The organism is Rhizobium sp. BR 362, from assembly GCF_036528765.1.
Taxonomy (GTDB): Bacteria; Pseudomonadota; Alphaproteobacteria; order Rhizobiales; family Rhizobiaceae; genus Rhizobium.
The window spans coordinates 1-19,898 of the sequence record NZ_JARWGH010000056.1 but is presented as its reverse complement, the minus strand read 5'-3'; the positions used below and the strand labels follow the sequence as shown (position 1 = coordinate 19,898).

General features: G+C 58.9%; 20 protein-coding genes and 2 pseudogenes. 9 read left to right on the top strand and 13 right to left on the bottom strand.

Going from position 1 to position 19,898, the window contains the following annotated elements:
- Positions 1–245 (top strand): annotated as a pseudogene (locus QDY28_RS29605) (IS110 family transposase); the annotation flags it as partial.
- On the opposite strand, the pseudogene QDY28_RS29600 reads toward QDY28_RS29605, so the two are convergent.
- The 6 genes and pseudogenes from QDY28_RS29600 to QDY28_RS29575 all read right to left on the bottom strand — a co-directional run.
- Positions 245–682: pseudogene (locus QDY28_RS29600) on the bottom strand (iron chelate uptake ABC transporter family permease subunit); the annotation flags it as partial. The pseudogenes QDY28_RS29605 and QDY28_RS29600 overlap by 1 nt on opposite strands.
- Before the next feature lie 50 nt (positions 683–732).
- On the bottom strand, positions 733–1,701 hold the full coding sequence (locus tag QDY28_RS29595) for an ABC transporter substrate-binding protein (RefSeq protein ID WP_331384770.1): 969 nt from the start codon (positions 1,699–1,701) through the stop codon (positions 733–735).
- 200 nt (positions 1,702–1,901) lie between these two features.
- Positions 1,902–3,305, bottom strand: a complete 1,404-nt coding sequence (locus tag QDY28_RS29590; RefSeq protein ID WP_331384772.1) for an MATE family efflux transporter — start codon at positions 3,303–3,305, stop codon at positions 1,902–1,904.
- A 13-nt stretch (positions 3,306–3,318) separates the two neighbouring features.
- Positions 3,319–4,386: a PLP-dependent cysteine synthase family protein gene (locus tag QDY28_RS29585; protein ID WP_331384769.1), complete on the bottom strand. Its 1,068-nt coding sequence runs from the start codon at positions 4,384–4,386 to the stop codon at positions 3,319–3,321.
- Entirely contained in the window at positions 4,383–5,717 is a 1,335-nt protein-coding gene (locus QDY28_RS29580; RefSeq protein WP_331384768.1) for a Y4yA family PLP-dependent enzyme, read from the bottom strand. The genes QDY28_RS29585 and QDY28_RS29580 overlap by 4 nt, the downstream gene beginning before the upstream one ends.
- Complete coding sequence (locus QDY28_RS29575; RefSeq protein ID WP_331384767.1) at positions 5,708–6,703, bottom strand: ornithine cyclodeaminase; 996 nt, start codon at positions 6,701–6,703, stop codon at positions 5,708–5,710. Before QDY28_RS29575 ends, QDY28_RS29580 begins: the two co-directional genes overlap by 10 nt.
- A gap of 220 nt (positions 6,704–6,923) precedes the next feature.
- Here QDY28_RS29575 and QDY28_RS31145 point away from each other — a divergent pair, with 220 nt between their 5' ends.
- Positions 6,924–7,340: a hypothetical protein gene (locus tag QDY28_RS31145; RefSeq protein WP_442967619.1), complete on the top strand. Its 417-nt coding sequence runs from the start codon at positions 6,924–6,926 to the stop codon at positions 7,338–7,340.
- A gap of 260 nt (positions 7,341–7,600) precedes the next feature.
- Here QDY28_RS31145 and QDY28_RS29565 read toward each other — a convergent pair whose 3' ends face one another.
- The 3 genes from QDY28_RS29565 to QDY28_RS29555 all read right to left on the bottom strand — a co-directional run bounded on the left by QDY28_RS29565 (position 7,601) and on the right by QDY28_RS29555 (position 10,684).
- Positions 7,601–8,470, bottom strand: a complete 870-nt coding sequence (locus QDY28_RS29565; protein ID WP_331384771.1) for a DUF3313 domain-containing protein — start codon at positions 8,468–8,470, stop codon at positions 7,601–7,603.
- Between the two features lie 205 nt (positions 8,471–8,675).
- Positions 8,676–10,013, bottom strand: a complete 1,338-nt coding sequence (locus tag QDY28_RS29560; protein WP_331384765.1) for a sensor histidine kinase — start codon at positions 10,011–10,013, stop codon at positions 8,676–8,678.
- Positions 10,013–10,684: a response regulator transcription factor gene (locus QDY28_RS29555; protein ID WP_331384764.1), complete on the bottom strand. Its 672-nt coding sequence runs from the start codon at positions 10,682–10,684 to the stop codon at positions 10,013–10,015. Before QDY28_RS29555 ends, QDY28_RS29560 begins: the two co-directional genes overlap by 1 nt.
- A 413-nt stretch (positions 10,685–11,097) precedes the next feature.
- Between QDY28_RS29555 and QDY28_RS29550 the strand changes: the two genes are divergently transcribed.
- Both QDY28_RS29550 and QDY28_RS29545 read left to right on the top strand, forming a co-directional pair.
- The gene (locus QDY28_RS29550; protein ID WP_331384763.1) at positions 11,098–12,087 is read left to right on the top strand and encodes a potassium channel beta subunit family protein; all 990 of its coding nucleotides are present in this window, start codon (positions 11,098–11,100) and stop codon (positions 12,085–12,087) included.
- A 183-nt stretch (positions 12,088–12,270) separates the two neighbouring features.
- On the top strand, positions 12,271–12,597 hold the full coding sequence (locus tag QDY28_RS29545) for a hypothetical protein (protein ID WP_331384761.1): 327 nt from the start codon (positions 12,271–12,273) through the stop codon (positions 12,595–12,597).
- A gap of 173 nt (positions 12,598–12,770) precedes the next feature.
- On the opposite strand, the gene QDY28_RS29540 is transcribed toward QDY28_RS29545, so the two are convergent.
- A complete protein-coding gene (locus tag QDY28_RS29540) occupies positions 12,771–13,016 on the bottom strand; it encodes an SMc00767 family acetate metabolism repressor (protein WP_331384760.1) in 246 nt (81 codons plus the stop codon).
- Positions 13,017–13,042: 26 nt separating this feature from the next.
- Positions 13,043–14,332, bottom strand: a complete 1,290-nt coding sequence (aceA, locus tag QDY28_RS29535; RefSeq protein WP_331384759.1) for an isocitrate lyase — start codon at positions 14,330–14,332, stop codon at positions 13,043–13,045.
- Between the two features lie 195 nt (positions 14,333–14,527).
- On the opposite strand from aceA, the gene QDY28_RS29530 reads away from it, so the two are divergent.
- Positions 14,528–15,940: a helix-turn-helix domain-containing protein gene (locus QDY28_RS29530; protein WP_331384758.1), complete on the top strand. Its 1,413-nt coding sequence runs from the start codon at positions 14,528–14,530 to the stop codon at positions 15,938–15,940.
- Positions 15,941–15,994: 54 nt separating this feature from the next.
- Here QDY28_RS29530 and QDY28_RS29525 read toward each other — a convergent pair whose 3' ends face one another.
- On the bottom strand, positions 15,995–16,792 hold the full coding sequence (locus tag QDY28_RS29525; RefSeq protein WP_331384757.1) for a DUF899 domain-containing protein: 798 nt from the start codon (positions 16,790–16,792) through the stop codon (positions 15,995–15,997).
- 319 nt (positions 16,793–17,111) lie between these two features.
- On the opposite strand from QDY28_RS29525, the gene QDY28_RS29520 reads away from it, so the two are divergent.
- The 4 genes from QDY28_RS29520 (at position 17,112) to QDY28_RS29505 (ending at position 19,669) form a co-directional block, all read left to right on the top strand.
- A complete protein-coding gene (locus tag QDY28_RS29520; protein ID WP_331384756.1) occupies positions 17,112–17,945 on the top strand; it encodes a universal stress protein in 834 nt (277 codons plus the stop codon).
- 209 nt (positions 17,946–18,154) lie between these two features.
- Positions 18,155–18,580 (top strand): universal stress protein, encoded by a 426-nt coding sequence (locus QDY28_RS29515; RefSeq protein ID WP_331384755.1) that lies wholly within the window; start codon positions 18,155–18,157, stop codon positions 18,578–18,580.
- A 330-nt stretch (positions 18,581–18,910) separates the two neighbouring features.
- Positions 18,911–19,264 (top strand): hypothetical protein, encoded by a 354-nt coding sequence (locus QDY28_RS29510; protein ID WP_331384754.1) that lies wholly within the window; start codon positions 18,911–18,913, stop codon positions 19,262–19,264.
- A gap of 168 nt (positions 19,265–19,432) precedes the next feature.
- Positions 19,433–19,669 carry a DUF6429 family protein gene (locus QDY28_RS29505; RefSeq protein WP_331384753.1) on the top strand — a complete coding sequence of 79 codons (237 nt, stop codon included), beginning with the start codon at positions 19,433–19,435 and terminating at the stop codon, positions 19,667–19,669.
- Here the strand turns inward: QDY28_RS29505 and QDY28_RS29500 are convergent.
- Positions 19,647–19,898, bottom strand: a 252-nt coding sequence (locus tag QDY28_RS29500; RefSeq protein ID WP_331384752.1) for a transposase domain-containing protein, incomplete at its 5' end; no start/stop codon positions are given. The genes QDY28_RS29505 and QDY28_RS29500 overlap by 23 nt on opposite strands.

The following is a 19,898-nucleotide window of genomic DNA, read 5'->3' as shown; positions in this document are numbered from 1 at the left end:
GTGGCAACCGGCTCATGCGCACCACGCTGGTCCAGTGCACGCTGACCGCAATCCGCTATTCGGGTTACCTCAATGCCTTCTACCGGCGCATCAAGGACCGGCGTGGCCCGGGAAAGGCCATCATCGCCACAGCCCGCAAGCTGCTCACCATTATCTTCGACACCCTGAAAAACGGATGGGTCTTCGAGGACTTTCCAAACTTCATCATCGCCGGAAAAGAAAATCCGGCTCGACAATCATCATAGGAGATGCTGATGCCGCCAAGCGCCAGATGCAAGGGGCGTCCTCTGCCTCCGCGGGAGACCCAGAAGGTCAACAGTGCAGCCGCCATACCGCCCGCCAGTCCGACCAGTGGATAATATGCCGACGAAAACCACGGCATAAAAACGAAACAGAAAACGATCGGTGTCACCGCTCCGGATGTCACACCGGTCAGACCGGGTCCGGCGAGCGGATTGCGGGTCAATGTCTGCAGCAGATAGCCGGAGACGCCAAGACCGGCGCCTGCGATGAAAGCCGCGAGGCTGCGCGGCAGCCGCAATGTCCATACGACAATGGAGTCGATCTTCCCGTCGGGTTCGAACAGGACCGTCCATAGGACACGCGGCTGAAGCGGCTTTGCGCCGACCAGCAGGCCGCCGACAACCACGATCGCGGCAACGGCCAGGATCGTGATTGTCATCACCAGCGATCGAAGATCATTGCGTGGCCGCGCAGCGGCCGCGCTCCTCATCAATTTTGCAGCTCGGTCGGGATTAGCTTCGCCGCCTCCGCCTTGACATCGACGGCAGGGAAGGTGTCAGGGTAGAGGTAGTGCGCGGCCTCGCGCAGCACCAGCTCACGGCCGATCGGACCATTGGTCTCCACCCACTCGTCACCGATAAAGTGCACGCGGCCGTTTTTGACTGCCGAGAGCTGCTTCCAGACGGGATTGTTCTCATGCGGACGATCCGGGCCGCTGTCATAGACGAAGATCACTTCCGGATCTTTTTCCAGCATCGTTTCGAGGCTGAGCTGTTCGCCGAACCGGCCGTCTTTCGTCATCGGGCCAACGATGTTGTCGCCGCCGAGCGCCGCCACGATTGATGCCGCGGTGTTTTCGGTATGGAAGGAGAAGGGAGTATCGCCGGCCCACATGATCTGGAAACGCGGATGCACATCCTTCGGCGCCTTTGCGGCGAAATCCTCGAGATCCTTCTTGAACGCGGCGTTCAGTTCTTCGCCGCGCTGCGGCTGTCCGAACAGCTTCGAAAGGTCGGCGACCTCCTGATAGCTTTGGCTCAAAAGCTCCATGTTATAGGCGATATAGGGCGCGATCTTTTCGAACTGCGGGGCATTACCGACGGTATAGCGTTTCATGGCAATGATAACGTCTGGCCGGACTTCCGACAGCAATTCGAGATTGGGCTTGGCCCGTTGTCCGATCTGCTTCATGTCCTTCGTCAGGCCGAGAAGAAAATCCGGCTCGCGTCCGGCCGTCATGTAGGTGGTCGCAACAGGCTTGATACCGAGAGCAAGCGCAACATCGACCGCAAGATAGGAAACGGAGGCGATCCGCTTCGGGTTGACCGGAGCCTGCACGGTGACGCCGCGATCATCCACGATCGAAAGCGTCTGCTTTTCCTCGGCGGAAGCGCCGCCCGAGGTCAACATGACAATGATGCTTGCAATATTAAATACGCCCAATGCGCGCCGCCTCATGGCGATACCCTCCAGTTCAATATTGTTACAACATAACGTTTCGCTGGCAGGCGTCGTCTTCCTGCCGCTTCCATCAATTCGAAGCGAGTCCTCGACGGCCCAGCCTGTAAAACTTGACTCCGTCAGTCTGCTTAACGATAAAACATGATGATTACAATCACCTTTTACGGAATACGGGAATATTGCCCGCGTCGGGCATGCTAGCTGGCACGCTGGTATTCAGTGTCCTGCAGCGAAGCCGAGGCCATTCTGAGGTCGGCAACGAAACGCCACCATAGCAAGAAGCTGGTGGCTCCGAACCCGAGGCAAAGACCGAACCAGATGCCGTAGCTGCCCCAGCCGATCCCGTATCCGCAGACCGCCATGGCCGGGATACCGATCAGCCAGTAGCCGATCAACGTGTTCGTCAGCCCGGCCTTCGTGTTGCCGAGTCCGCGCAGCAGTCCGATGCAGATGTTTTGCGAACCTTTGAAGAATTGATGCGCTATGGCAAACCCGAGAAGCGTCGTTGCCGCCGCGAGCACGGCCGGATCGGCCTCGTCACCCAAAAAAGGGCGCAGCACTGCCTGCGGAAGCAGGACGTAGAGAAGGCCAACAACCGTCATGATGGAGAAGCTGATCGTGAAGGTGCGCCTCGCGATCGCACCGATTTCACCAGCCTGGCCCTTTCCGGCCGTACGGCTCACCAGTATCGATGATCCGTGAGACAGACCGATATTGGCCTGGTAGACGATATAGGCGAGTTGATTGACGATGTTGGAAGCGGCGAGGGCAACCGGACCGAACGTGCCCATGAAAACGGTCGCGATGGAGGTGATTGCCGCTTCGGAGCCATAGGTCAACGCGATCGGCGTCCCCATCTTTGCGATTTTTATTATCGTTGCGCGCTGAGCCCGCCATCCATCCAGGGCGAGAAGGGCGTTCAGTTTTTCATCCCGCTGGACTGTCCGCAGATAGATGAAGAAGGTCCATATCTGGACAAGCGTGGTTGCCAGACCAATTCCTGCCAGGCCAAGCTTCGGCAAGCCAAGCCATCCGTAAATGAAAGCGGCATCGAGCAGAGCGTTGACGGCAATCGAGATGATCGTAACGCGCAGCAAGGAGCCGGCGCGACGCATTCCCACCGCAAACTGGCGAAGGACATTGAGCCACAGCATGGGCAGCAGGCCCGGCGCGAGGGTCAGCATGATCGGCTTCGCAAGCTCGACGACCGCGCTGCTCTGTCCGAGAAAGACCAGGCAATAGCTGAGAGCGACGAGGATGAGACCCGCGGCAATCGCGACGATCGTCGCAAGCAGCATGGAGGCCCGGAGCAGATCGCGAACTTCGTCTTGCGTTGTTGTGTCTAGGGATGCGGTGCCGGTTCTTTTTTCTCCTCGTCCCACCGAGGCGGCAATCATGTTGCCGACACCCGTCACCATGCCGACGCACATCGTGCGTAGTTGGTTGTAGAGCAGGATTGCGAGACCGCCCGCGGCAACCGCCTGAACACTGATGAAGCCCATCATCAGGAGGTCGGTGCTGGTAAGAGCGACCTGAGCGAACTGAATGCCTGCAATGGGGGCGGCGAGCGTTAGGATCTCGCGATAGTTCCGAAATTGCATTGTGGCCACGTCGTTATGCTCCCACCGCAGCTAGGGTTCGAGAGGCGAGATATATCGATTCCCTATAGGCATCGAAGAGCCGATGCAGCCGCCGATGTGCGATCTCGTCGAGCAGATGGCGTTCCTGAAGCCAGTCATCGTCGTAAATCGTGTCGAGATATTTTTCGCCAGCGTCGCAGACCAGGACCACCATCGTGCTGTTCGGTTCGACGAGGGCCAGACGTTTGAGCGCCACATGGATTCCGGCACCCGCGGTCCCGCCGACAAGCATACCGGTGCGGCGTGCGACGACACGGGCGGCAGTGAAGGCATCGATATCGTCGACCGTCAGGCCTTCGTCGATCAGAGAATGATCGACATTGGGGCCAACGGTAAATCCGCCGGGTGCGCCCGCGCCGGTCTGCCAATATTTGCCGGGGCGGCCACCGAAGATGATTGATCCCATCGGTTCGACGCCGATGCTCGTGACTTGCGAGCCGAGGCGGCGCAGTTCCCTAACGGTTCCGCACAGAGTGCCGCCGGTTCCCACCGCGCCGACGAGATAGTCGACATCCGTGCCGAGGTCGCGGAGCAGTTCTGCGGCCAGGCCGACATAGCCGTTGTTGTTGTTGGGGTTGTAGTGCTGATCGGGCCAGAATGCACCGGTTTCAGTGGCAATTTCGCCCGCGATGCGCCGCCGCTCGACGGTGCTGGGGCCGTCCCCCTTGCTTTCGACAAAAACGAGATCGACGCCCATGGCCCGCATCGCCCGAAGCTTGTCTCGCGATGCGTGGCTGTCTACGACGGCGGTAAACTTATACCCCCGCTCGACTGCCGCAAGCGCCAGGCCCGTTCCGGTATTGCCGGAGGTCGGCTCGACGATGCGACCGCCCGGCTTCAGCTTTCCGTCCCGCTCAGCCGCCAGGATCATTTCCCGCGCCATCCGAACCTTGCAGGTTCCGGTGGGGTTGAACTGTTCCAGCTTCAGAAGCAATCGACTGCCGGACCCGGTCCGGGCAAGTTCCAGCAACGGCGTATCGCCAATCAGTTCGGAGCATGTCTTTACCACGCGTTCGGCAGGCCGGCTAATGTGTCTGGTCATTGATCCATCCTCCAAGTGAAACCTTCGCCCTGCCGCGTCACAACAATTTTCGGCGGCAAGGCCAGCTGGTGAAACTTGCTCTCGTTCTTGTCCATCTGATAGCCGGCTGTATTGGGATAGATGATCAGATCGCCATAACGAGGGGTCGCGGCAAATGCGATCTTGCGCCAGGTCAGAACGTCGTATTCCATGCAACTGGAGCCGCCGATCGCTGCTCGAATAGGCTCTTGAGGACGAGCCGCTCCCATTTGCACCAGAACAGGGGTCGGCAGAAACTCGCTGTTTTTCCACTGTTCCGACAAGCTCATGCTGAGGCCGGCCACGGTTACGATGCCGTGTTCTGCGTTGCGCTTGAAACCCTGCACCGGAAAGACCGTCATTCCAGCACCGTCGAGAAGTGCCCGGCCTGGCTCCAGATACAGTTGCATCTCCGCAGCGATCAGCTTCGATGCGAGCGTCCCCTCGGCATCCCGACTTTGCAGAATCGCGTCGAGCATGGCGGCGCCGGTGGGGGCCTGGTAGTAGGGATAGAAGTGGTTGAAGCTTTTTCCGGCATGAAACTCAGCCGGGTCGATCGTTTCCTTGAAAGCCTTCCACTCCTCCTCTTCGACATAGGCGCAGGCAAAGCCTCCGCCGATGGAGATGGCCCTTGCCGGAAAGCCCTGTCGTCGCGCTTCCAGGCATTGGTCGATCAATTTCGACGCCAATTCCCCGCGCGGCCGCACGGCATAACCGTCGAGGTGGAAGGAAAAACCATCCATGATCAGGTGGTCTTTGGCCGCTCCGCAGCGCTCCAGTGCGATGCGAAGGTCATTTGAGTTGAGCCCGAAGCGGCTGTTCTGCCCGGTGGGCGGCAGCACACGCAGCAGGATGCGTAACGGCGCGGTCTCCGCCGCAATGTCGATCGCCCGTTCCAGTTCATCTAGGGCGTCGATGGCAACGGTGGCACCGTGGCGGCACGCCAGCCACAGGAGATCGTTGCTCTTGGCAGCGCCCGTCACACCAATATCTTCGCCCCGAATTCCATTGGCGAGCGCATGAACAAATTCGGGTATGCTGGCGACGTCAACCGATCCCTGCAGCTTTGCAACTTCGCGCAGCCACGCGCCTGCTTTGTTGGCTTTCTTGCCGAAAAAGACGTGTCCTTTCACGTTTTTGTCCCGCAGAACGCGCTGGAAGCCCGCGAGATTGTCGGCAAAGCTCGCGGGATGGATAAGGTGAAACGGGCCGTCCGTCGCACGGTGAATCTGGCTCAGCAACTCGATGTCTTGCCTGACGGCAGTCGCCCAGGCCTGCTCACGAGCGCGCATCGAATTGATCACTAGCTCCATAGTTCGACCCGCTTGCCGCGGCCGGCGGCAATCCCTCTGGTGGCCAGTGCATGGGCGACAGGGATATCGGTGATGATCATGCCGCTGCTGAATGCGAATACCCGGTCCTCCTGGGTGTTGCGCCCAGGCTTGCTGCCAGCGACGATATCAGGCAGTTCGGCATCGATCCTGGCAACGCCGTCCGGACCGGCGAGCCTCTTTCCGGTCACGCCCAACTGGCCCTCGTTCGTCGCGATCGTATAGTCCGCATCGTGCAATGCGCCCGCTTCAACCCCTTTGCTGGCAACCGAGATCAATAGGCCGCCGGGCTTGAGCCACTTCGTCTGAATTTTGGGGTGGGCGGCGCGGCCGGAAGCTGCCACCACGATATCGGATGCGGCAACGGCCTCTGGAACATCCTTCACCAACTCGATCTCGCGATCGGGAAAATATTTGGCGAATGTGGAAAGGCTCGCCGCAAGCCCGTCGGGATGCGTACCAAAGAGGCGCAGGGTTTGCAGGCGGGGCAGGGCAGTAAGCAGATATGGCAGCGTATTGATGCCCTGCGCGCCCGTTCCGATCATCAGCGCCGATCGAGCGTTCTCATTGGCGCAATATTTGGCGATGATCGCGGTTGTCGCCGGTGTGCGCGAACCGCCGACGCGATGGCAATCCATGAATGCGAAGGGAAGCCCGGTCGTGTCGTCATAGAGGCTGATCGTCGTGTAGTATTTTTCGGCGCTTTCGCTGCCTTGACGATAGGAGGTCTTGAACCCGACCTGTTCGAGCGCGCCGTCATATCCGAGCATTGAATAGGATACTGCGTCGCGCTGCTCATTCGGAAGCGGCATCATAAGCTTGGTCGGGCAACGCGACTGTCCGTTGGCATAGGACAAATAGGCATCTTCGACGAGCCGAATGACCTCTGCCGGCGGTAGCTCGATATCTGATAGATCGGAACGGGTGAGGATATGAATGGCAGGCGTATGCATGAACGTCTTGGTCATCGTCGATGCCTTTCGATGTTGCCGATGTGATATGAGGAGACAAAGGGGTACCGTTGAGCGCTGCGATTTCGCTCGTCATCTATCGGGACGGTGGGGGTCCCCGTTGGGGCCGTTTGGCGCTCTTGCTTTAAGAAGGAGCCATTGAAAGTTTGGCGCTTGGAGCGGGATGCCGAAGATCGCCTAGAGGGATGTCGCAAGCGGGAGGAGGGCCCTCGAAAATGTGGCGTGTCGTCTTGCTGGGGAATTTTCGGCCGCTGCGCGCCATCTCGAAAATCATGTCGGGCGTGATTGTCTCGCCCTGCCGCCATGCCTCAACCCGAACGGTATCATAGTCCAAAAGAACGACTGGCAGGAGCTTGAAATCGAGGCGCTGCGCAATGGTGAGCCTATGGTGCCCGTCCATGACGAACCAATCGTCTCGATGAACGGTGATCGGCCGTGTCCACCGACCGGATTGGACGATCTCCTGTTCGAGTTCGGCCACTCTGTCACCGTCGATTTCTTCGGTTGGAGTGAGCTTCCGCGGGTCGAGAAGCTGGTATTGGACAATGCTCGTTTTCATTCACGCCTCGCCGACGTCACCACTCGCGAAAACGCGAGCCAGATCGTTTATGAGCGAGAACTTACACCCTTTTAAGCTGCAGTCAATAAAAGATGATGAAAATAATCAAGATTTAGAACTGGACTAAGAATATCTCTAAAAACAGCGCGTTAGAAGCTGGATAACAAACATATAACAACTATCGAGAGTATAGGCCAAGTTGTATGAACATGAGGCGGCCCTGTCTGTCGCAAGATTCCATATGGCAGGGACATGCGGTGCCATAGATCATTTCGAACCGCATGTCGCCATCGCGCTCACGCCTGCTTGCAGGCGTGATGCCGGGGTATGATCAATCAATATGTCATAGCCGGTTTGGGCTTCGTGTCGGTCCATTCGGGTGGTGCACCGTACTTCGCCGCGACCGCGCCTAATAGTCCGGGCGCTCGGCCAAACGCGTCGCATGCGGCGTATTTAGGTTTGCCGCCGAGCCAGGATTGCATCCGCTGCCTCGAAGGAAGAGAGATGTCCAACCCCTTCGGTTCCTTGCCGGCGATCAGCATCTTGGAAAAGTCATTTCCGAACTTTGAGGCGAGGCTGTATGCATCGCCGACTGCGGAAACGCGGGGATTGTTCTGGATCGAATTTGCTCCGCGAGCCCACACCATCGCAGCGCGTTGGGCGCCGCCGCTATCGACCGCTTCCGCCTCGACGGCAAGCCCGCCGAGACCGACCGGCAGGCGGGGTACGCCGACGGGCAGGACAAAACCGGAACCCACCGTCACCGCGGTCGCGACGCCTGCCATCGCCTTGTTCGTCGGAACAATATCGGTAACGACGGATCGGATCGTCAGATCCGCCGGCTGGCCGGCTGGGACCATTTGATATTTGTCGCTGAGCGCGACGCAGAGCGCCCGGTCGAGCGCGTTTGTCACCAGCGAACGGTCGGCTTCGGATTTGATCCGAGATGCGGCGCTGAATGTAAAAGCGGTCGGCACGATGCTGACCGTCTTCACCGCGGCAAGACGCTGTCCATCGACATAGATACGCGATTTGGACAACTTTCCCTTTGGGGCGCCGAGATTGTTGTAGGAAGTGAGCGTCCCGCCCTCTTTCAAAGGCACTGAGGTACACCCGGCGAGCGCCAGCGTTACCGGAAAAGCAAGATAGAGAAGTCTCAGGGAAAAGGTTGGCGCAGGGCCAGGACGTCGGAAAAATGATTTAATCGATGGATTGCTGCGCACGCTTTTCGGCCTCCGTCACGGGTGTTTCGGGGGCGACATTGAAAGTGCAGGATTGCCGCAGCATTACGGGTGTTTGCAGATCGTTTCCGACTGATAAGTCGATCGGTATGTCGGGTAGATTGAGGACGTACGGGGGGACAGCGTACGAAGACGCAGCCTACGGCCGAATTTGTGAAACTAAGCGGCGTCAGAGCTGAATTGCCACCCGCGTCCCAGTCGAGCCGCTTTTAATGCTGACCTGTCCGCCATGATTTGCGGCGACTTGCTTCACCAGGCTCAGACCGAGACCTGCACCTTTGCTCTTGGGGGTGACGCGATAAAATGGTTCAAAAACCAGCTCTAGATGTTCAACCGGAATGCCCGGCCCTTCGTCGGCCACATCGATCTGCCCGCCGGTCGAGACGGAGACGGTGATCATTCCGCTATTGCCGCCGTGATCGATGGCATTGCGAACCAGATTACTGATCGCCCTCGGCAAAGCGGAGGGACTGCCGCTGCGCTCGAGACTTTGCACTTCGCTCTGAAAGGAAATCTGGTATCCGGCCGCAATTGCCAGGGGTGCGAGATCGGCGACGACCATGCGGGCGATTTCGACGAGGTCGAGCGTGTCGTTGAGATCGGTCGCCTGATCGTTGCGCTCGAAATCGAGGAGCTGTTCGGCCGTGTCGGCCAAACGCGCCACGTCGTCCAACAACTGCTTGCGTTCCGGACCCTCCAGTATTCCGTCGATCCGCGTCTGCATGATGGCGATCGGCGTTCTGAGCTCATGTGCCGCATCGATCAGGAAACGTTGACGCTTCCTGGCCTCGTTCTCAAGCCGCTCCAGCGCTCCGTTGAAGGCAATCACCAGCGGAGCGACTTCTTTGGGAATACCGTCAGCGGGGAGGCGTGCTCCATATCGGCGCGGTTCGATTTCCGATGCTTTTCGGGCAACGTCGCTCACACCCGCCAAAGCGCGCCGGACGATGCGGGGGACAGTGAGAAACATGGCGGGCAGAGCAATGACCAGCAGCGGAACATAGATGGGGTAGGTCTTTGTGAGCATCACCAAAAATGTCCAGCTTCTGCTGGGGTTTCCACCATACATCACTCTGGCCTCGCCGAAGGCTGTCTCGACCACGTCGATGGAGGCGATCTCGCTTGTGCCTGGGGAGCCTCGTATGTCGGCACGTTTGATCAGATGCACATACCTCGCCAGGCCCGCATAGGGCGCAGGAACCGCGCCGTAAGAAGCTGTCTTCCCATCCAGCGTGGTAACGAGAAACCAGAGACCCTCGTTCTCCGCCTTCAGCGACTTCAGACGCGGCGCATCGGCGATAACAAGCGCACCTTCCGGATCGTGCGTAAGAGCTTCTTGGACTGCCGCGAGCAGCTTGTCCTCCATCCACTCGTTCGGCGAAAGGATTGTCGCTCCATAAGCGCAGAGGCCGACGATGACCGTGGCGACCACGGCGACGATGACAAGACTGAGCTGCCAGCTCAGCGTCCACCAAAGCGACGGATTCGAGTTTCCCGCCTTGCGCATTATTCTTCCCTCAGCAGATATCCGACGCCTCGGATGTTGTGGATCGCGACGCCGGCACCCGCCTCCACCAGTCGCTTGCGCAGCCTGGAGATATGCGCATCGAGCGCATTGGACTGAATTTCCTCTTCGTAGTTGTAGACGGCGGCTTCGAGCGTCGATCGGAGGACGGTCTTGTCCTTCCGCCTGGCCAACGCCGCCAGAACCAGAAGTTCGCGTCTGGACAGGTTGAGCGGGGTGGCTTCGACAGTGACGCTCAGATGCAAGGGGTCGATCACCATGCGACCGACGATAATTTGAAGTTCGGCCACGGTCGCCGGTCGTCGCAGAACAGCCCGCAAGCGCGCCATCAGCTCTTCGACAAGAAACGGTTTGCCCAGAGAATCGTCGGCGCCAAGGTCGAGACCTTCGACACGTTCCATCGGTTCGTTGCGGGCCGTCAGCACGATGATCGGCGTGTCCGATCCTGTGCGTCTCAACTGGGGAATAAAAGTCAGCCCCTCGCCGTCCGGCAGGCGGCGATCGAGGAGGATCGCATCGTAAACATTCTGACACGTCAGTTCCACCGCGTCTTCAAGGCGCATCGTATGGTCGATGACGATGCCATGTTTGCCGAGCGCCACCGACAGCGCAGCAGCCAGCTCCCGCTCATCTTCGATCAGTAGAATTCTCATCGCCTTCCCATTTGTTCCGCTCTCCTCATTTGCGCTGCAAAGGTTGCAGGAGCATTGCGGAGCTTGAAAGGCGATCGGGTAATGCTGCTGCAATTGTCGGAGCCTAGAGCGTCGAAATCGGCGAGCAACACAATTGGAGGGCAGAAAATGCTCTGTCTCAGATTCATTCTCCCTATCTTCGCTCGGTATCTCCCGTCAGCCATCATATTGGGCGCGCTTTTGGGAGGACCGCTCGTCATACTGCTGGTTAGATAATTTCCCTGAGATTTGCCGGATGGCGGATCGCTGCATGAGCAGGGCAGCGCGCAATTCCGGCGCTGTCGTATTCGCCGAAACCTGACGGGAAGGTGATTGTCTTTGCTGTCGCTATGGGCCTATGTTGCCGCATCCTTTGTGCCTTAAGGAATTGCGCCATGGAATATCGTCGTCTTGGAAAATCTGGCCTGCAGGTCAGCGAGTTCTCGTTCGGATCATGGGTTACGTTCGGCCGGCAGGTCGAAGGCAGCGATGCCGTCAGTCTGATGGCGCGGTCCTATGACAGCGGCATTAATTTCTTTGACAATGCCGAGGGCTATGAGAGCGGGAAGTCCGAAGTTGTCATGGGTGAAGCCTTGAAAACCCTCGGCTGGAGCCGCGACAGCTTCATCGTTTCCAGCAAGGTGTTCTGGGGTGGGCAGAAGCCGACCCAGAGAGGCCTGTCGCGCAAGCATGTCACCGACGCTGCTCACGCTGCCCTGAAGCGCCTGCAGGTGGATTATCTCGATCTCTACTTTTGCCACCGGCCTGACATCGATACGCCGATCGAGGAAACGGTTCGCGCCATGCACGACCTCGTCACCCAGGGCAAAATCCTCTATTGGGGCACGTCGGAATGGTCGGCCCAGCAATTGACCGAAGCCTATGCGGTGGCCCGTGAGCTGCGCATCACGCCTCCGACGATGGAACAGCCGCAATACAACATTTTCGAACGCCAGAAGGTCGAGGGCGACTACCTGCCGCTTTATGACCTGATGGGCTTGGGCACCACGATCTGGTCGCCGCTGGCATCGGGCGTTCTGACCGGCAAGTACAATAAGGGCGTGCCGAACGACAGCCGCATGAATTTGCCCGGTTACGAATGGCTGAAGGAGAGATGGGCGAGCGACACCGGGCGTGCTCGGCTTGCGCAGGTGGTGGAATTGGCTGATCTCGCCGAAGAGATCGGCATTTCGATAACCCATCTCGCGCTGCTCTGGTGCCTTTCCAACCGTAATGTATCGACGGTAATCCTCGGCGCGTCGCGCATAAGCCAGCTTGAAGACAATCTGGCGGCGCTGGCACACAAAAACAAGGTGACGCCCGAAGTGGTGGCTCGTATGGACGCCATCGTCGGAAACAAGCCGGCTGCCCCGCAACGGTTCTAAGCTTTTTGGGCACCGCGAGGTTTGCGGTGCCCGGGACAACCGTCATGACTCCTTCAAGATTTCGGCTGAATGAAACCGAAACGACCCGTTCACGCCATATTCAGGCGAACTTAATCATGTTCGAAAGCGTAGTTAGCTGAGTCGAAGACTTGAATCGAATGGCGTGCGGCGTCGGAGGTGGTCATGATGAAAAAGACAATTCTTTCGGTTTTCCTTGCTGCTGTGTTTGCAGGCAGCGCATTGACCTCTGGCGGCGTCGCTCAAGCGCAGCAATATGACTGGCGTGACGGGCGGCCGCCGGAACGGCATCATCGCCATCACCATGATGGAAATGCAATTGCCGGCGGCGTGGCAGCCGGGCTTATTGGCGGCATTATCGGCGGCGCAATCGCCAATAGTGGTGGCTACGAGCCCGCACCCCCGCCGCCGAGATGCTGGCATGAAAGCCGCCCGGTTCAAAACGAATATGACGACGGATATCACTACGAGCGCATGCGCGTCTGCGATTGAGAGCCTGCTTCGCCGTAAGGGGATGAAGGCATAACAACGGGTCTCTCGATTGGCCTGTGTCGCAGCTTGGATGCTGGATATTTTCAATAAACGCTTCGCGCAAAAACACTCCGCTTTTACCCGAAAGCGGAGTGTTTTTGTTTGAAAACAGTGGCCTTGGCGCGGCGGGCGCTTCAGGCTTGCCGAGAGGCGTTGGCGACTATGACGGGGGTCAGCAGATCGCCCCAGTTGCCGTTGCCGCTGTGATGGCGCGCGGAGCGGACCAGTTCGACCGACACGCCGGCCTCGACTGCATCCATAACGATTTGATTGAGGCGATGCAGCTCGTTGGCGAGCATCCGGATGACAGCCTGTTGGTCGGCATTCATCGTGGAAGATTGTTCTTCGGTCCTTTCGCTGATGCGTGCGATAGATGGCATTGTCGTTCTCCTCTGATTAGCGGTTATTATTCCGCAGCCGGCTTGAATTGTGTGTGCTCGGTCGATTCATGCATGGCGGTGGTCGAAGACTGGCCGCCGGTGATGGCGAGCGAAACGGCGTCGAAATAGCCGGTGCCGACCTCGCGCTGGTGCTTGGTGGCGGTATAACCGTTGGCCTCAGCCGCGAACTCCGCCTGCTGCAGTTCCGAATAGGCCGCCATCTGGCGTGTCTTGTAGCCGCGGGCAAGCTCGAACATGCCGTAGTTCAATTGATGGAAGCCCGCGAGGGTGATGAACTGGAACTTGTAGCCCATCGCTCCGAGCTCGCGCTGGAACTTGGCAATCGTCGCGTCATCGAGGTTTTTCCTCCAGTTGAAGGACGGCGAGCAATTATAGGCGAGCAGTTTGCCCGGATGGGCCTGGTGCACGCCTTCGGCGAATTTGCGCGCCTGTTCCAGATCAGGCTTCGATGTCTCGCACCAGATGAGATCGCAATGCGACGCATAGGCGATAGCCCGGGCGATGCAGGGCTCGATGCCGTTCCTGACCTGATAGAAACCTTCGACGGTGCGGCCGGCATCGTAATCGACGAATGGACGGTCGCGCTCGTCTATATCGGACGTCAAAAGCTTGGCTGTCTCGGCATCGGTGCGGGCGATGACCAGTGTCGGCACACCCATAACGTCAGCCGCCAGACGAGCGGCATCGAGATTGCGGATATGGGCGGCGGTCGGGATCAGAACCTTGCCGCCGAGATGGCCGCACTTCTTTTCCGAGGCGAGCTGATCCTCGAAATGGACGCCGGCGGCGCCCGCTTCGATATAGGCCTTCATGATTTCGAATGCGTTGAGCGGTCCGCCGAAACCGGCCTCGGCATCGGCAACGATCGGAGCGAACCAGGTTTCGACCGACAAGCCCTTGCCCTCGGCGATCTCGATCTGATCGGCGCGCTGCAGCGTGCGATTGATGCGCTTTGCAAGCTCCGGCCCGGCATTGGCCGGATAGAGCGACTGGTCGGGATACATGGCGGAGGCGGTATTGGCATCGGCCGCAACCTGCCAGCCCGAAAGATAGATCGCCTTCAAACCGGCGCGAACCATCTGCATGGCCTGATTGCCGGAGAGCGCGCCGAGTGCGTTGACGAAATCTTCCTCATGGATGAGCTGCCAAAGACGGTTCGCTCCCATTTCGGCCAGGCTATGGCGGATGGAAATCGATCCGCGCAAGCGGCTGACATCATCCGTCGTATAGGGCCGCTCTATGCCATCGAAGCGGCCGGCAGGCGCCGATGAAACGAGTTTGTAAAAATCAGTCATAGAGATTTTCCTTCTCCCAAACGTTCGCGTCGCTGATGTGACTAAATTTACATTGCAGCGCGGTGTGGAGCTAACGAAAACGGCAGATGCCCGCGCGGAAAAGGGTTAGGATGTCTTGTGCTTGACAAAACGATCCAGTAAATTTGTCAAATCTGTAAATTCTGCGGTTGAGGCGATTTGTAAAAGAGATGACAGATGGCTGAACGCAAGATCTTTGCCGGGCCGCGCATGCGACGCATCCGCAACGGCCTGGGCTTGACGCAGACGGCGATGGCGCAGGCGCTGGAAATTTCCCCTTCTTATCTCAATCTGATCGAGCGCAACCAGCGGCCGCTGACGGTACAGCTCCTTTTGAAGCTGTCTTCGGTTTACCGGGTCGATCTCGATGAGTTGCAGGGCGAGGCCGGCGGTAGCGCCGGGCAGTTGCGCGAAGTCTTTGCAGATCCGCTGTTGGCGGGTGAGATCCCAGGAGAACAGGAGCTGATCGAGGTTGCGGAGGCAGCGCCGAATGCTGCGAACGGCATGATCAAGCTTTACCGCGCCTATCGTGAGCAGGCGGCGCGGCTGTCTGACCTGGCCGAGCTTCTCGCGCGCGAGGGCCGCATTCCCGCTTTGGCCAGTCCGCGCCTGCCGCTCGACGAAGTGCATGACAGGCTGGAGCATCGCCCAAATTTCTTCGCCGGCATCGACGATGCGGCCGAAGCCTTTCATGCGAGGCTGACGCAAGGCGACGATTTGGCGGCGGCACTGAAGGCCTGGCTTCGCAGCGAGCACGGGATCGCCGTCCGGACGCTACCGGTTCACGCTATGCCAAACTTGCGCCGGCGCTACGATCGCCACTCGATGCGGCTCTTTCTGTCGGAGCGGCTGTCGCCTTTCGATCAACTGCAGGAGATTGCGACCGAAGTTTCGCTGCTGGCCCTCCGCCAGGAAATCCGCGCCGAGCTCGAGGCGCTGTTGCTATCGACGCCGGAAGCAAGCCGCATCGCCCGTTTCGAACTGGGGCGCTATGCTGCGCATGCGCTGATGATGCCCTACGGAGCCTTCCACAATGCGGCGCAGCGTTTTCATTACGACATTGACGGGCTGCGTGCCCGTTTTGGCACCTCCTATGAACAGGTCGCCAGCCGCCTGACGACCCTCCAGCGACCGGGTGCGGCCGGCATTCCCTTTTTCCTGATGGAGATCGACGGAGCGGGGCACCGGCTGCGCAAGGTGGGGGCGCAAGGCTTTCCGCAGGCGCGCTTTGGCGGCGGCTGTCCCAAGCTCAATGTCCATGCCGCCTTTGGCCAGCCTGGACAAATCCTGGTCGAGGCGGCCGAAATGCCTGACAGCACCGGCTTTTTCACGATCTCGCGCACCATCGAAGGTCCGCAGGCCAATTTCGGTGAAAGGGTCCGCCGCACTGCGCTGCTTCTCGGCTGCGATCTCGGCTTTCGAGAGGAGATTGTCTACGGCAAGGCGCATTCAGCCGCTCCGATTGCAATCGGAGCGGCCTGTCGTCTCTGCGAGCGGCAGGGTTGTCTTGCAAGGGCCGAGCCGCCGGTGACGCGACCTCTCGGCCTCGATGAAATGGCTGCCGGGCTCAGTGTTTTCGATTTCCAGTGAGTCCGGCAATGTTCGGCGTGGCTGCCTGTCTCGGATTCAACGGAAGAGGTCCGCTCACGACTTGGTGCTTGCGTCTTGGTTTCTGAACGCCGCCTCGCCGGCATCCGATACCTCGACCCATTTCTTGTCGGGAGCTGCGTCCGGGACGTAGCTGTCGTGCCAGTTCCACCACTTGTAGGTTGGTGTCTGAGGATAGCCCTCAGGCGAATCCTCCCAGACCTCTTGCCGGCCGAGCGGCGTAATGTCGAGGTAGTTCCAGGTGCCCCCCATCTGTTCGTCGCCGCGGTTGTTGATGAAGTAGGTACGGAACACGCGGTTGCCGTCACGATAGAAAACGTTCGTGCCGTGCCACTCGCCGACGCCGAAGTCGGTGTCGAAGCTGTCGGTGATGGTAAACCATGGTATCTCCTCCCAGCCCATCCGCGCCTTCAGCCGCGCGATATCCGCCTGAGGCGCGCGCGAGACGAAGACGAGGGTGGTGTCACGCGCGTTCAAATGGGCGACATGGGCGACCTGGTCCGCCACCATGGAACAGCCCCGGCAGGCGTGGTCGGGCCAGCCGAACACTCCCGGCTCGAAAAAGGCGCGGTAGACGATCAATTGGCGCCGGCCTTCGAAGAGATCGAGCAGGCTTACCTTGCCCGCAGGTCCCTCGAACGCATAATCCGTCTTCACGGCCATCCAGGGCATTCGGCGGCGCTCTGCGGCAAGGGCATCGCGGGCGCGGGTCTGCTCCTTTTCCTTCAAGAGCAATTGTTGGCGGGCCGCCTCCCACTCCTGCGATGACACGACCGATGGCGTGTGCATCGCAGACTGTGCACTATTCCGTCCGTTCTCTGCTGATGTAGTCATGGCTTCGAAATCTCCTGGGCTGGGCGAATTTCCGTGCGCAAGAGGCACGATTCGTTCGCCGGTTAACGCTCATTGTCGTGAGATAGTCTGGCACCGGGGATCGGACAGTGTGAGTAACAAGTATGGCGGTATTCCAATGGAGCCGCCGATTGCAGTCCGATGTGCGAAGCTCATCAAGCTGTCCGGAATTTTCGCTCGTCAGGTGCGACGAGGCGGCGCAACATTCCAGCCGCTGTCCACGTTCTTGACCAGGATCAAAATGGAGCGCCAAAATCGGATTATCGCATTGATCGAACAATTCCAAATACGAGGTGTGACTATGCGAGCCAAAACCGTCTTAAGCATCATAGGCGTCAATCAAAACGACGAGGATCTGCGCTCGGCGATCGAGCTCAGCCGCGCAGCCGGGGCATATCTTTCGGTGCTGGTGACGGCGCTTGCGATCGCTCCCGTCGGAGGATACGGCGAGGTCTCTTCGTCCGCATGGGCCGAAGAACGCGAGCGCGAGTTGAAGAAGCTCGGCGAAGAGGTCGCAGCCACAAAGGCTCTGCTGCAATCGAGCAATATTTCGTTTGATGTGGACCGCCTGTTCACGGAATACGGTTGGGTCGACAATGAAATTGGCGAGCGCGCCCGCTACGCCGACCTGACACTGGTCGGCGGCGGTCTCTTGGCCCAGAATGATATGCGCTGGCGTATATTGAATGGAGCACTGTTTCACTCGCCGGCACCGATTCTCATTGTGCCGAAAGGCCGTTTGGCCTCGCTTCAGCCGCGCCGGGTGCTGGTCGCCTGGGACTCTCGCAATGAGGCAAGTCATGCCGTCCGCGCTGCAATGGAGCAACTGACGGCGGCTGAAAAGGTGCATGTCGTCATCGTTGATCCACGCGCATCGACCCGCGGCACTGGCGAGGAGCCGGGCGCGGAATTGGCCGTCTTCCTTGCGCGACACGGCGTCCATGTCTCGGTCGATATTCTGGCAAGCGGCGGCAGGACCACCGCTGACACCCTGCGGCAACGTGCCGTGGAGATCGGCGCCGACATGATGGTCATGGGTGCCTATGGGCATTCGCGCATGCGCGAGCGGATTTTCGGCGGAACGACGCGCTCCATGCTTGAGGCTCCGCCCGTTCCATTGATGATGACGCGATGACGGAGGCGCCATGTGCCTTCCGATATCATCCGCAATGCGCCCCGCGCATGGGGCCATGATGAATTGTGCAGTCCTTTCCTCCAACGCTTAGGCAACAGCTTCAAAATGGTTATACTGAGCGCGGGACCAATTTCTGAAACAAGCACATGCTCTGGGATTTCGATCCGAATTTGTCGGCGGAAGCGGCAGAGATCTCTTTGAGGTGAAAAATGTATAAGACGATCGTCTGCGCCATAGGCCTTGGATCACGGGAAAGAGCAGAGCATTTGGTGCGCACGGCTCAGGCGCTCCTTGCTGCCGAAGGAACCTTGCATATCGTTCACGTCGTGGAACGTTTTCCTTCAGTTGTTAACCAAGAACCGGACCGCTGGGCGGTCTCGGTGATGGATGAGGCTGAGAAAAAGCTGTCACAGCTCTGCAAGCAACTTTCGGTTCCCGCACTTATCCATGTTCGCCCGGGCCGTGCCGCAGATACGATCCTGGCAATAGCAACTGAAGTCCACGCCGATTTGATTATCGTTGCGGCGCACACGCGCGATGTCCTCGATCGCGTCTTCGGATCCACCGTCGACGACATCATGCACCATGCAAAATGCTGCGTGCACATCGACCGGCTTTCCGAAGCGAAACAATGAAGATTGGAACTTATCCGAGGCGGAATCTTGGATCAGCTTAAAATCTGATCTTGGAAAAATTCGCCGTAAGGATCATAGTGCCGGTACTGGATGATGGATACGCCTGACAAGAGAGGCGGCGGCATCCGTTGCACGCTCCACACCAGCGCCCGTCTCGCGCCACAAGATGTCGGGCATGCGGATTGGCACAGTGATTACCAGCCTATCGGCCTTGATCTAAGGAATGCTTACAAAAGACTGCCCATTAGAAGGCACGCTCCATCAGTTTATGCGGGGTAAGTGAGCCTTCGATGAGGTGCCGGTGAAAACGAATCCACGGGAGGAAAAACGATGCTGACAACAGATCGCGAATGCCGAAGAGGTGGACAGCGATTTGCGATGCCGACGCTCGGTGAAATTGAGGGAAAACTCATCGTTTCGGAAGTCGTCGCGGCAAATTGCCTGCGTCAACTCCTCGCCACATCACAGACCGAACCCTTGCCCTCGATAAAGCGTGGGATCAAACAAGCGCTTCAAAATCGATGCAAAGGAGCGGGACTTTGCGGCGAAGACACCGACGCGGCGCTGGAATACGCTTTTCAGTTACTCGATGCGGCTGTGGAATCTGTCGGCAACCAAGCTAAACAGGATGCCGGACGCGAGACTGTCCATCAGATGAGCCAAATGGCGGCGCCACCGCAATAGCCGGCACGAAAGCAACGGTAAACGGCGATGCAAATCCCGCAGCCCAGCGCGCGGGCCTGAAGAACCGTGTTCGCCGCAGCATAAATAAAGTCGTCGTAGATAAGAATATCCGTATCCATCCGAGCAGGACCGCGGGATTTTGGGCGGCGCGCGTGGTAATGTCGGTTCATGGAGATTGATGAGGACAAGATCGACGATGCAGTTTTGGCGCTGTTATGGCTGACGCTGCATAACGAGCGTTGCGCCTGGAAGGGTTTCGACTGGGCAACGACGGATCGGCTTCACAAGAAGGGCATGATCGGCGAYCCAGTCAATAAGGCGAAGTCATTGGTCCTGACCGATGAGGGCTTGGAGCGTTCGGAAGCGTTGTTCCGGSAGCWATTTACGCGGCCGCCGCCGCAATAGCGGTYTTTTGGGCCTTCCATTCCCATGGGAGGAGTTCGTGCAGGCGGGAGACGGGAAGATCGGCGATGCGGGCAAAGACATCGGCAAGCCAGACCTTTGGGTCGACATCATTAAGCCGGCATGTGGTAATGACGGTCAGCATGACGGCGGCACGCTCGGCCCCACGCTGGGAACCGGCGAAGCTCCAGTTTTTTCTTCCTAACGCCACACCGCGCAACGCTCTTTCCGC